Origin of the sequence: Pseudolactococcus plantarum (genome assembly GCF_002441715.1) — a bacterium.
Taxonomy (GTDB): Bacteria; Bacillota; Bacilli; order Lactobacillales; family Streptococcaceae; genus Pseudolactococcus; species Pseudolactococcus plantarum.
Genome location: NZ_JXJX01000003.1, coordinates 13,644 through 26,163, shown reverse-complemented (window position 1 = coordinate 26,163; position 12,520 = coordinate 13,644). Strand labels below are relative to the sequence as shown.

At 34.5% G+C, this 12,520-nt stretch carries 11 protein-coding genes and 1 tRNA gene; all 12 read right to left on the bottom strand.

Going from position 1 to position 12,520, the window contains the following annotated elements; all coding sequences use genetic code 11:
* Positions 1 to 67 precede the first annotated feature (67 nt).
* The 12 genes from RU87_RS02210 to RU87_RS02160 all read right to left on the bottom strand — a co-directional run bounded on the left by RU87_RS02210 (position 68) and on the right by RU87_RS02160 (position 12,519).
* Positions 68 to 139, bottom strand: a tRNA-Arg gene (locus RU87_RS02210).
* Between the two features lie 178 nt (positions 140 to 317).
* Positions 318 to 1,211 carry an SPFH domain-containing protein gene (locus RU87_RS02205; RefSeq protein WP_068160513.1) on the bottom strand — a complete coding sequence of 298 codons (894 nt, stop codon included), beginning with the start codon at positions 1,209 to 1,211 and terminating at the stop codon, positions 318 to 320.
* A 7-nt stretch (positions 1,212 to 1,218) separates the two neighbouring features.
* A complete protein-coding gene (locus tag RU87_RS02200) occupies positions 1,219 to 1,881 on the bottom strand; it encodes a hypothetical protein (RefSeq protein ID WP_068160516.1) in 663 nt (220 codons plus the stop codon).
* Complete coding sequence (hflX, locus tag RU87_RS02195; RefSeq protein WP_068160520.1) at positions 1,868 to 3,121, bottom strand: GTPase HflX; 1,254 nt, start codon at positions 3,119 to 3,121, stop codon at positions 1,868 to 1,870. The genes RU87_RS02200 and hflX overlap by 14 nt, the downstream gene beginning before the upstream one ends.
* Positions 3,108 to 4,001, bottom strand: a complete 894-nt coding sequence (gene miaA, locus RU87_RS02190; protein WP_068160613.1) for a tRNA (adenosine(37)-N6)-dimethylallyltransferase MiaA — start codon at positions 3,999 to 4,001, stop codon at positions 3,108 to 3,110. The genes hflX and miaA overlap by 14 nt, the downstream gene beginning before the upstream one ends.
* Before the next feature lie 189 nt (positions 4,002 to 4,190).
* On the bottom strand, positions 4,191 to 5,393 hold the full coding sequence (locus tag RU87_RS02185) for a tyrosine-type recombinase/integrase (RefSeq protein WP_156470812.1): 1,203 nt from the start codon (positions 5,391 to 5,393) through the stop codon (positions 4,191 to 4,193).
* 13 nt (positions 5,394 to 5,406) lie between these two features.
* Complete coding sequence (locus RU87_RS02180; RefSeq protein ID WP_068160526.1) at positions 5,407 to 5,631, bottom strand: hypothetical protein; 225 nt, start codon at positions 5,629 to 5,631, stop codon at positions 5,407 to 5,409.
* Positions 5,632 to 5,736: 105 nt separating this feature from the next.
* Entirely contained in the window at positions 5,737 to 6,252 is a 516-nt protein-coding gene (locus tag RU87_RS02175; protein WP_068160529.1) for a hypothetical protein, read from the bottom strand.
* Between the two features lie 3 nt (positions 6,253 to 6,255).
* Positions 6,256 to 7,314, bottom strand: a complete 1,059-nt coding sequence (locus RU87_RS02170) for a phage tail tip lysozyme (protein WP_068160532.1) — start codon at positions 7,312 to 7,314, stop codon at positions 6,256 to 6,258.
* 112 nt (positions 7,315 to 7,426) lie between these two features.
* On the bottom strand, positions 7,427 to 9,844 hold the full coding sequence (locus RU87_RS02165; RefSeq protein WP_068160535.1) for a hypothetical protein: 2,418 nt from the start codon (positions 9,842 to 9,844) through the stop codon (positions 7,427 to 7,429).
* On the bottom strand, positions 9,841 to 10,014 hold the full coding sequence (locus RU87_RS09610) for a hypothetical protein (protein ID WP_156470241.1): 174 nt from the start codon (positions 10,012 to 10,014) through the stop codon (positions 9,841 to 9,843). The genes RU87_RS02165 and RU87_RS09610 overlap by 4 nt, the downstream gene beginning before the upstream one ends.
* A gap of 21 nt (positions 10,015 to 10,035) precedes the next feature.
* Entirely contained in the window at positions 10,036 to 12,519 is a 2,484-nt protein-coding gene (locus tag RU87_RS02160; RefSeq protein ID WP_068160538.1) for an ATP-binding protein, read from the bottom strand.
* Between the last annotated feature and the right edge of the window lies 1 nt (position 12,520).

Here is a 12,520-nt window from a genome sequence, read left to right as displayed (position 1 = left end):
ACCTGATAAGAGATACCTATTACAACAATCTATCTATCAAAGTTGAGGAGGCATAAAAGAAAAAAAATCCGTCCTGAGGGAATCGAACCCCCATCTCAAGAACCGGAATCTTACGTGATATCCATTACACTAAGGACGGAATTTTTGTTAGACAACTACTTTAGTTTAACAGATTTTTAGTAAAATGGCAAAAAAATATCTCAATACACGCGTAATGACGTGGTTGCTAATGACTGGTTTTCAGGTCATCTCTTACATCAAAAAAACATCCTGAGAGATGCTTTATCTCTTCAGAATGTTTTTTATATTTTTCACGCTTAAGCTTTCGCTTTAAGTGCTGTTAAAATTTGTGTACGAATATCCTCTATACCGTCTGGTTGACTTGGCAAGAAGACAGATGAATTACCGTTATTTGCAAATTGGTTCAAGGTATCTAGATATTGGTTGGTTAATAAGATCGACATAATTTGATCTTCTGAAATATCAACACCAGCCTCTTTCATTTCTTTAATTGAAAGTGCTAACCCGTCAACGATTGCTTTACGTTGTTCAGCAATCCCGACACCATGAAGTCTGTCTTTTTCTGCATCTGCTTCGGCAGCAGTAACGATTTTGATCTTATCAGCATTTGCTAATTCTTGTGCAGCAACACGTTTTCTTTGTGCAGCATTGATCTCATTCATTGATTGTTTAACTTCAGCATCAGGTTCAACTTTTGTAATCAATGTTTTAACAATGATATACCCATAAGTTGACATCTCTTCTGCAACCTGTTTTTGAACTTCAAGCGCAATTTCATCTTTTTTCTCAAAGAGCTCATCCAATGTTAACTTAGGCACACTTGAACGCAAAGCATCTTCGATATATGACTTGATTTGCTCTCCTGGATTCATCAGTTTATAATAAGCATCTGTTACATTTTGCTCATCCACTCGATACTGAGTGGCAACTGTCATCTGTACAAACACGTTATCTTGTGTTTTTGTTTCAACATTCATATCATTTTGGAGTAAACGTAATTGTACACGTGCAGCGATACGATCAATTCCAAAAGGTAATTTGAAATGAAATCCTGAGTGTGCCAACGATTGAAATTTACCAAAACGCTCTACAATAGCCACACTTTGTTGTTTGACAACAAAGAATAAACTAGATAGACTTGCTAAAATCAAGCAAATAATGATAATGAGAAATATTGTCATAGCAACCATGTTTTTCCTACTTTCTTATATAAAAAATGAATTCTCGTTCCTTAAATTGTAACATCTTTTCAGATGTTACGCAATCTTGACTCAATTCTTCATAATGCGCGAGACCATCCTCAGTGTTCAATGTCTTAATTTGGATATACGCATCATTTTCACTTTTCGTGCTTAGCGCACTCATATCTACTGGATTAGTGAATGGAGCAAACTCGAGTTGACGCAACTGAATCTTATTTTCTTGAGCTATCACAACATATTGTGGGAAAAGCTGTGCAATCTCAAATAATATTTGATTTGTGATCACCTCATCAGCTAATTCACTAAAGACCAGCGCATGACCGCTAGGATCTTCAAATACGAATCCAAACGACTTGCCCAGTAAATTCAACCTTATAATTCTAAGTGTTGGGCATTGCTCACTGCCTTCCAATGCAAAACTAGGTGCACTCGAAAACCCATCAAAATGAGTAGAAAGTGTTAAAAAGTAATCACAAGCAGCATCTGCACCTTGTTTTTGATATATTTCTGAAAAATAGGCGTTAACGACACTAGCAGGTGGCATAATAAACGCTAATTTTGCTTCATGACTTGGTAATAACGCTAAACGATTTTTCAAAAATACGCTGTCCATTTCCATGAAACCACCAGATTTTATGGCCAGTTCAATATAGTTCATTTTTTGTAATTCTCCATTTTTCTTTTTCTGAGATATAGCCAGAAAGCTGGTATATTTCATCCTCATCTTGGGCGATGATCGACTCAATGATCGCAACTTTTTTCAACATAGGAATCCGATAGGCTTCACTATAGGGGATAGTCATATCAAACGAGACAAATAATGTCTTAATTTTATCGATAATCGCTTGTCTTAAAACTGCTACACCCGTTTCATTTTTAATTGAAATTTGAATATTGGGCAAGACCGTCGGTGCAAAATTTTCAGCTAAATCTAGTTTATTATAAACTGGTAGTACTGGTATATCAGACATCCCCAGTTCTTTCATGATACCTGAAACAACATCCTCATGAATCGTATGTGCTGGATCTGAAGCATCTATCACATGAAGGAGTAAATCTACATTTTGAGATTCTGATAAAGTTGACTTAAACGCTTGAACAAGTTCCGTTGGTAGATCTTGGATAAAGCCTACTGTATCAGTTAGCGTTACCATAAATTCATCTTTTAAAGAAAATTCTTTCGTAGTTGCATCTAGGGTTGCAAACAACTCATCTTTTTCATATTGTATTTTCTGAGTTAGGGCATTGAAAATAGATGATTTCCCAGCATTCGTATAGCCTATCAAACCTATTTTTATCACTGAAGCATCTTGACGTTTTTGGCGGCTATTTTCTTGCACTTTTTCTGCTTTTTTAAGCTGAGATTCAATGATACTCAATCGATGTCTAATATGTCTACGATCAGTTTCTAATTGACTTTCTCCTGCACCTCTTGCACCAATCCCACCTGCTTGTCGGCTGAGCTCTAATCCTTTACTACCAGATAAACGAGGGAGAAGATACTTTAACTGAGCCAACTCTACTTGTAGCATGCCAACGTGTGATCTAGCACGAAGTGCAAAAATATCTAAAATCAGCTGCATCCGATCAATGACTTTAATGCCGAGAAAGCTTTCTAAGTTAACGTTTTGACGTGGTGTCAACTTGTCATTAAAGATGACTGTATCGATATCATCGCTTTCTATCATCAGCTTAATATCCTCGAGTTTGCCAACCCCCACGACATACTTACCATCTAAGCGTTCTTTCTTTTGTGTAAACTCGTCAACAACTAGCGCACCAGCAGTTTTGGCTAAGCTAGCTAACTCTGACATAGAGACTGAAAATGTCGCTTGGTTAGCGTAGGTTTCAGCACCTACTAGGATAACTCTCTCTTGTAGCTCTTCAGTTTTTATCATTTAAAAATCTTTCTACTTTCCCTGTGACATCCGCTTCAAAATGATCAGAAAATACATCTATAAATGAAACATTCATCCGATTTTTGAACCACGTAATTTGTCGCTTACTATATCGTCTAGAATTTCGCTTAACTAATTCTACCGCAGTTGCTAATGTATCTTGACCAGCAAAATAAGGGAAAAACTCTTTATATCCGATTGCTCTAGAAACTTGTGCATCACTAAATGCATCATATAAAAATTTAGCTTCTGATAATAGTCCTGCTGTCATCATCATATCCACTCGCTGATTAATACGTTCATAAAGGCGGGTACGTTCGGTATTCAAGCCAATGACCAAAAAAGAATAATCAGATTTTTTATTTTCTGCTTGATTTGAAAATCTAGATAATTCTAATGCTCTGATGGCACGTCTACGATTCACTTGTGCCACCTCTATCTCCTCTTTTGCTAATTGGCTATATATTGCTTCATCCGTTAATAAGTCAAGTTCTTGGCGTAGGGCTTGCATCTCTTCATGGTTATTTGACCCACCAAGATGAAAGCCTTCTATCAGACTCTGCAGATAGAGTCCTGTCCCCCCTACGATGATTGGTAATTTATCTCTTGATAAGATGTCTGCAATCGCCTCGTTAGCAGCTGTTACAAAATCAAACGCACTAAATGTCTCTGATACCCCTCTGATATCAATGAGATGATGCCTAACTGCTTCTTGTTCTGCTTTAGTTGCTTTTGCTGTTCCGATGTGAACTTCACGATAAACTTGTTGACTATCGCCATTAATGATTTCACCATTATATTTTTCTGCCAATGCTATAGATAGAGCTGTCTTACCAATAGCGGTTGGTCCAGCAATAATAATCACTTTATTATCTCTCAATTTTTTCACTTTTTTCTGTTTTTTTGTTATGATTAAATTATAGCATACACAAGTATTCATAGATACTCATATATACTCATAAACCTTGATATAAATGAATCTATTCACTCTTTAAATTGAAATATAGCACATAGATATTCAAAGATACGTAACGCTAACCAAACTTTTTGGTTAGTTTTTGGTTAGTCGTCACAACTCCAAATTATTCAGTTTTTCATCTACATCTTCTTTCATTTTTTTAGTAACATGAGTATAAATTTGTAATGTCGTTTTCTCATCTTTATGACCTACACGTTCCATTATTGTTTTAATAGGAACCCCTAACTCAGTCAACAAACTAACATGAGAATGTCTTAACATATGACTTGAAAACATTTCAGGTTTTTTATTTTTTATGTTTGCTTTTTTAGCTATTTTTTTTAGATATATATTTAATGTATCAGGGTTAATCAAAGTACCTGTTAAGCTCAAAAATACAAATAATTCATTTTTCCTTTTTACCTCAGTATTCAATTGCTTCATAGTGTTCAAAATTTCAACACACCTATCATTAATTGAAACAACTCTATATGAATCAATCGTTTTAGGTGAGTTTAGCTTAAATTCCATAATACTTGTTGAGTTCTTATCTAAAGTGTATTTTATATACAACTTTCTATCAATTAAATTTATATTTTCCCACATCAAAGCCAATGCTTCCCCAATTCGCAATCCTGTCAAATACATAAACTCTATCAAACAATTCATTCTGACTTCACGAGGAGTTACTTCAAATGACTGTTTGAATTTTTTCATCTCATCAATTGATAAAAATTTTTCTCGTTTTTTTTGAATATCCTCAATAGTTTTTCTTTGTTTTGGCAATTCTACACGTTCAAGAGGATTATATTCAATATAACCTAACTTTAAAACATATTTAAAAAACAAATTAATCAAAGACTTTTGAGATTTTTTGTAACGCAACGAATTAGGACTTGACATAAAGTATCTTTGAAAATAACTTGCAGAAACATTATTTATCAAATCATCAAGAATGTTTTTTAAAACACTATTTAACATCACAGATTGAACAGCATATGTACTATCCTTCAACTCCTGCTTCCTAAATATTTTGTACTCATTATACACTTCTCTGACTGTCATTTTTTGAAATTTCTGTTTTTGCTTATAGCTTTCATCATGTTCAAGTATTTTTTTGTCAATTTTAACCCCAAGCCTTCGTCTCGCTTCTCCTTGCGCCTGCCTAGTTTTAGATGTTAAAGTGACACTTGCTTGTTTCCACTTCCCCTCACTTTCATCATAGAATTTTTCATAATAACGGTATTTACCATTATCCAATCTTTTAAAGAACAATATACCCCACCTTTCTGGTATATCATTAGTTGAATACACTAATTATACCATTTCATTTATGCAACTGGTTTTCTTTGTATTTAAGATATAAAAAAAAGCCTTTAGCATTAATTAAAGTCATTTGTGATGTTGGTCTTGAAATTATTTCTTTGAAATCATCATTTTTATTAATATCTCGCATATATCTTTCAAGAGTACTCTTATGAATCGCAGGAAAAAACTTTTCTAACAACTGTTTTTTTGTAAAAAGTTTATCTGGAAAATTGTTTATATCCATATTTCTTTCGCTCCTTTCTTTTGTATTTTATATACCTTGCATATAACGAATATGCACCGCCCACATCGTGAGTGTTCTACAATTAAACTAAAGGTACGCTAATATTTAAATACAGCCCAATAATTGAGCTTTAGATTGTTTGTTTAACCAGTGAAATGTACCAAGGTCTCGAACTTTAACCATAATTTGTGGCAAGCTGAAACCGTACTTTGCTAATTCATCAGTATAAGACACTAAATATCTGACACAATTATCAACAGAGACACAGAAACTATAGACAACATCTTGATAGCGCCTATCTAATTCTAGTAATTCTAAAACATAATCAGACCAGACACTGATTGTCTTGTCGTCCACACTTGCGTGGCTTTCAATTGTATCAGGATTGAGTTTATTCAACTTATCTTGTATCGCTTGTTTTGCTTCAAGACACAATAAATCAATTTGTTTTTCATACTTGATGAGCAACTCACACCATGCTAAAATTTCATTGATTTTGGCATAAGGCGATAGATACAAGTCTTTTTTAAAACTTGCGACTTTTTGCTCAAAAAAATTGAAGTCCTCTATCATCTGGACTTCATCATTCATCGCTCGCATTCTAAATTCTGTTAAATTCATTGATTATTTCCCCTCTACATACCAAAATTGCTTAGCTTCATCAGCTGAAAATGTACGATAAGAAACAGTCAATGGTGGTAGACCTGTCACATTCATTTCTGAAATTAAAATAGAGCCATCATCTTTGACTTGTTCTACAAATGCCACATGACCATATGTTGGGTCAGAACCTGCTTGACCTTGTACAAAACTTAGGGCGGTATGGAGTTTAGGCTCATGAGACACAGAATAGCCAGCCTTGCTTGCCCAATCGCCACCATTGCCCATGAAACTATCAAACTTAATGCCTAACTGATAAGCCCTGTTATACACATACCATGTGCATTGACCTTGTGGATATGAACCAGAGCCATTATAGGCTTGACCGCTAAATGGTGTGTCAATAGACCAACCACTTGGCACATCAGTTGACATCACACCATTGACAGACTGCCCATTTTCGCTACTAAAACCTACATAATCTTTGAGTAAGTCATACCACTTTTGGGCGTCCTCTTGGAGTTTGTCAGCCTTTGTTTGACCGTCACTTAAAGCGACACCCTCATAATATTGTGACCAGTCTAAACTCGCCTGTTTAGGGTCGGTAGAAACGCTCACAAGGTCTTTTGTTTTCTTGTATGCACCGTTTAGTTCAGTAGACACAAGTTTTAACTCAACGTCCATTGAAAGGGTTCTACTTTCAGCCTTAGACCAACGATTGCCATTGACATTATTAGACCAACCCGACCACTGGAAGATACCCGCAACACCACCGCCAAGGTTTTCAGCTTCTGGATCAAAACTTGATTCCCTTTCAGCTACTGCTAAAGCACCACTTGCACCTTGAATGCTAAAGCGTTCTTTACTCATAAGATAGTTAGCTATATCAATAACATTTTGAGCCTTTTCTTCTGAGATATTAGCCTTACTTGCTAGGTCTTTTGATGTGATGTTTAGACTACCCGCAGAACTCGAAAAACTATCCGCACTTGATGAAGTGCCACCTGCCACAATGACAAGTAAAAATATAAAAAAAATAGGTATAAACATACCTATCAGAAATAAATGTTTTTTCTTTTTCATTTGATTTTCTTTCTAGGTATGTTGCTACCTCACTTTTTCTTAAATAAACTAACCACAAACCAAACAGGGATAGCAACTATCCCAACAAAAATAGTTTTGATAATTTTCATAATTATTTTCCTTTCCTCTCAATAATACCGCTATCGAAAATACCACGTTTTGCGTTGGCGGTTTTGATTTTAATATCTCGTTTTTGACTATTGTCAGAAGTCGGTAATTGGGGCTTTTCAGTAAACAACTCTTTACTCAAACGTTCAACTTGACCTTTTTGTCTGGCTTTTCTTGCTGGCATATCTGCTTTTATACCGTCCGAAAACTTACCTTTAAGCTCATCTTTTCGTTTTTGGTAATTGATAGCTTGTGATGTTTTATCTCTCAAAACCTTATTTTCAGAACGTTGTAGTTTATTGCTATCAAATTTTGCAAGTTTCTTTTCAGCTTCATTTTTAGGCATTAAACCAACAGAACTTGAAAATTTAGTTTTCAATTTATCTTTAGAATCAGTCAGAGCTTGTTTAGTATCTGAAAAAGCACCTTTTGTATTTTCCCACTTACCTTTTAAGTTGCTCATTGTCTCTTTTCGTTTAGCTATGGCAAGTTGTTTAGCTTTTTCATCTTGACCGAAACGCAGGTTGTCACTTGTTTTAACAGCACCTTTGACACCTTTTTTAGTGAGCGTTTTGCCAACAGTACCTGCCTTTTTCAGACCGTCAACTTTGCTTTTCGACATTTGATTATGAGTAGATAGACCATTACTTGATAGACTACCACTAGAAGTTGAGAGAGCAGGTGTTTTGTTAAAGTTAAATGGATTTTTGGCATTAGACAGACTTGGTAATGACTTGACAGAATCAAGACTACCTTTTGCCAATTCAGAAACACTTTTCTTAGCTGTATCAAATAGAGAAGTCAACTTATCTCTTTGTTTCCACAAAAGGAAATACAAAGCGAACTGTATGAAAATTGAAATATAATATGAATGTGACACATTTCTAAATGCCATTTCCACAAAGCTATTAAAGATAAGCCCCATTTGCACACCTAATAGACCAGATACTGATAAAGCCGTAAACACGACGATTCTTTTTGCCAAATTACCAGCCATGTGTTCAAATTGTGGCAAAATAGACAAGACTAATATAATAGGTGCTACAAATATCGCAAAAACAACAATTAACTGTAACACCCACGTGTACATTAATGTACCAACTGTAATCACAGTTAAAACAAAACCTTTAAACAGAGAAGCTAATGCAACCATAAATTTATCGGCTATACTTGAAAACCCTAATTTTGTGAAGCCAGCTTCTTTATTTTTCTTAGCATATTTACTAACCGAATCAGCATCGCCTTTTGTTGCAAGTAATGCCGTTTGTTCACTTTGTACCGAATTTTCAGGTAACTTATTGGTATCAAAGTTCATTTCCTTAAAGGGTTCTTTTACAATGACATTAAATAATTGTGTTTTCAAAGCATTAATTGTAGGATCAGACACCTTATCATTTGTCGTTGAAACATTAGCCGTGAAATTGGTTGTAGAAGTTTTTTCAGTCGTATCATTTGCGATTGTTACCTTTGATAAGTTATTAATCAAAGAACTTGTAAAAGTGTCTGTAAAACTTTTAGTCACATAAACAATGCGAGTAATAACATGTGTCCCTTTATATGCACCACTTCCGCTTGAAACTGGTAAGAAAAAAACACCAGCTACAACTATACGAAGTATAACACCTAGAATTTTCTTACCAAACGGTTTACCTTCTGACAAATCTTTGAAAGCACTAATACCCACAAAGACCATAGCCATTGGAAAGATAACAGGTAAGAGTAGTGCTTGCAGAATAGCCTGCATTTTAGATACAAAATCATCTAAATACTGAAAAATATCAATATTAGATACTGCCGATAAAATCAATGAATCTAATAGAAACATCAATTTTGAACCTGCAAAAATCAACTGTACTACCCAATTAATGATTTTAGGGAACGCTTCTTTAGCACCAAAAAAACCTTTATCCTCAATATACATATAACTTGTATAAGCTGATAAGGCTGACATATCTTTTGCATTAATAGCACCTGCTTCTTTAGCTAGTGCTTCTTGATAATCATTTGAACTATCAATTGTACCAGCCATTGTTAAAACAGCACTATTATAAGCATTATTTAATGTTGTAATAGCAGAAGCAGTTTTTGTTTTATCATATCCCGCATTTGATAACTTTGAAATAGCCCCTTGATAGAGTAGATTATATTTTTGATAAGTTTCTTCTGTAATCGGAATCGCATTATTACCTTGTGTTTGATTACTTAGATTTTTAATCTCATTAATAATTGTTAGAACTGCTTTATACTCTGGAGTATTAACAATATCGCCTTGGGCATTTGTTACAAACTCAGGTGCTTTAAAAACACTATCAGAACCGATAGTATCATTAGTGACAACTGCATTACCTGTGTCTAAAGCGTAGGCTTGACTACCACAAAACAACAGACTTAAAAAGGTTAGCGCAACTAAAATCTTTTTCATTTAAGCCCCGCTTTCCAAGAATTACCAATATCTTTCAGAAAATCTGGTAAGTATCTAATTGTCTTGATGAACGGTTCATAAAGACCAGTCATTTTCAACATCATTAAAAAGAATACAAGGAATATGACAACACCTAATACCATATCCACAAGTGATTTTTTGTTTTTCATTGATATTTTCCTTTCAAGTCTTTATACAGCGACTAATTCTGTTTCGATTGTGTCACACAATGGATTGATTTCAGAAACAATACCGTCAATTGTAATACGTTCAGTACGCCCAAACGGGTCAGTAAAGAGACATTGCCCCATTGACATACTAGACACCCATTTACGTGTTTCTTCTGATTTCACAATACCGTGAGTATCTAAGATTAAATCTGTCTCAGTCGGAGAGTTAAAACTAAACAATGTACCAAAACCAGTATCATCTAATTCTGAATTAGAATCTTTGTGAGATTGAGAAACGAATACCAAGAAATTATTAAACGACCGACCAGTTCGTCTGATTTTCATGATAATTTCTTTACCTACATCAGTAATATTAAAGAACCATGCTTCATCAATGAAAGTAATTGATTCTTTCTTGCTTTCAGAACCAAATTTGTAACAGAATTGACCTAGGGCATAAAGAGCGACTAGAGACTGTCTTTGATTTTCAGTAATACTTGTTTCACTTGTCGGTAATTCAAGACCAGTTACTTCAATAATTGAAATACGTTTTGACATACTAATGGCTTTATTTTGACCATTAGAGAAACAAAGAGATAAAGTAGAGTTACTCATTTTTTCAAGTAGTAACTCCGCCGTAATTCTCACTCTGTCAGTATCACTTTTCGTGAGGGCTTCCATGATATTTTTAGTACCGACTTTTTCGCCATTTTCACGCAAGACAAGATATTTTTCAATCGTTTGTAACAATTCTTTTTCAAATTGTTCATTTTGTTTCAAATCGTAAAACTCGCCAATCATAGAAATAATCAAGTTTTTAGCTTCTTGACCTGTCAAGAATACTAACGGGTCAAGGACACCATGATTTTCAGAATTTCTAGCGTCAATGGTCACAAAATTAATCTGTTTGATATAGTCACAAATTTCAGGATAGATACCTTGACTTTCATACTCATGTAAAACTTTCATGAATTGTTTTCTAACTTCTGCTTTGGGGTCAAAGTAAAGCAATTTTGTTTTCAAAATACTATTCATGACGAACGTTTGCTTAACAAAGAATGATTTTCCCATGCCCATTTGACCTGTTACTTTTACAAGACCGTCAAAGCTAATTTTACCCTCAACATCTAACTTATTAGCTTGTAACAGATTATAATAGACAAGATTTCTCGAATTTTGGAGTGCTTCTTTATAGCCGCCAGACCAACGGTCATATCTTGAATCTACTCTACCCATATACAAGCCAACATCAGAACCTACTTTTTGACCAGTAAAAAATAGACTTTCCGCAAAACCTGCCATTGTGGTTGTTTGTAAGTATCTACGTTCGTTCTCAAATAAAGGCTCAGTCAATCTATGTTTATAAAAGAGATAAATTTGGTCGTCTTTGGCACGTGCCAATTCAATACCAATTTTTTTGAAATTCCGCATGACAATTTTTATTTTTTCTTGTAAGCGGTCGTACTCATCATCATAGATAAACAGTGATTGAAGATAAGAGATAATAGTTTCGCCACGGTTTGATTTTTTTACTAAATCTTCTGAAAGGGCTTCTGCTTGTCCAATTTCATCACGGACAATACCATTTCTCATGGCAATATCTTCATTTGTTTTTTTATGTTTTTGCTTAGCACGATTGGCACGTTGTTGCATTGAATTAAAGCCATTCTTCTTAGCAAAGACAGCTTTTGTCTGTACCTCTGTATCAAAACCTAGTAATCGCCGTCTTTCGATAAAGTGATTATAAGATAAGTTTGACGGTGGTATGGCAATCGGCAATATAGCTAAGTAAGTTGTTTGCGCACCGTCGCTTAAAGTTAAAATGCCATAATTTTCAAAACTAACACCAGCACTGCCAAAATTATCAATGTTATTTTCAACTTGAATTACTTCAAGTTCTTTATCAACCGACATACCACGTGAGTATTGAACAGTATTGACAAAAATTGTTTGGTCTTTCGTTGGCATATAGCCATTAAGTGGTAACAGTGTTTGATAAATTTCATGATTGAGTTCTTCAAATCGTTCATACCAATCTTCATCAAAAGTAACATCAGAACCAATTGTTGCCATTACTCTATTTGAAAAATCAGCAATAGCTGTTTTAAGACCGTCTTTAAAATCAAGCGACACATGATTATTTCTAAGCGGTATGGTTAAAAAGAATCTATCCTCAGACACTTCGCCAATTTGCTTTTTAAGTTCTTCTGCTTGTCTTTTCATAAGGTATAAGCCAAATGGTTTAGTATCTTCTGCTAAATCCTGTTCCAGAAACTTATAATTATGTGTTGCTTCTGTAGAAAATGGAATCGTTGAGACTTCAAAGCCACCAAAAATTTCTAAATCAGATAAGGTATCAGCTACCAAGTCCTTAAACTCATTTTTTAGTGTAATATCTACTGTATTAACAATCGTTTCAGGAATTTCATACATTGCATAGACATCAAGATTTGACCGTAACATCAAATTACCGTGAAAAGCAACAATCCCATTTCTTTTATTCAAA

Coding starts and splice junctions, on each gene's coding strand:
- RU87_RS02180 (WP_068160526.1), bottom strand. CDS start 5,631: ATGGATATAAACAATTTTCCAGATAAACTTTTTACAAAAAAACAGTTG.
- RU87_RS02205 (WP_068160513.1), bottom strand. CDS start 1,211: ATGGTTGCTATGACAATATTTCTCATTATCATTATTTGCTTGATTTTA.
- RU87_RS02165 (WP_068160535.1), bottom strand. CDS start 9,844: ATGAAAAAGATTTTAGTTGCGCTAACCTTTTTAAGTCTGTTGTTTTGT.
- RU87_RS09610 (WP_156470241.1), bottom strand. CDS start 10,014: ATGAAAAACAAAAAATCACTTGTGGATATGGTATTAGGTGTTGTCATA.
- RU87_RS02175 (WP_068160529.1), bottom strand. CDS start 6,252: ATGAATTTAACAGAATTTAGAATGCGAGCGATGAATGATGAAGTCCAG.
- hflX (WP_068160520.1), bottom strand. CDS start 3,121: ATGATAAAAACTGAAGAGCTACAAGAGAGAGTTATCCTAGTAGGTGCT.
- RU87_RS02170 (WP_068160532.1), bottom strand. CDS start 7,314: ATGAAAAAGAAAAAACATTTATTTCTGATAGGTATGTTTATACCTATT.
- RU87_RS02200 (WP_068160516.1), bottom strand. CDS start 1,881: ATGAACTATATTGAACTGGCCATAAAATCTGGTGGTTTCATGGAAATG.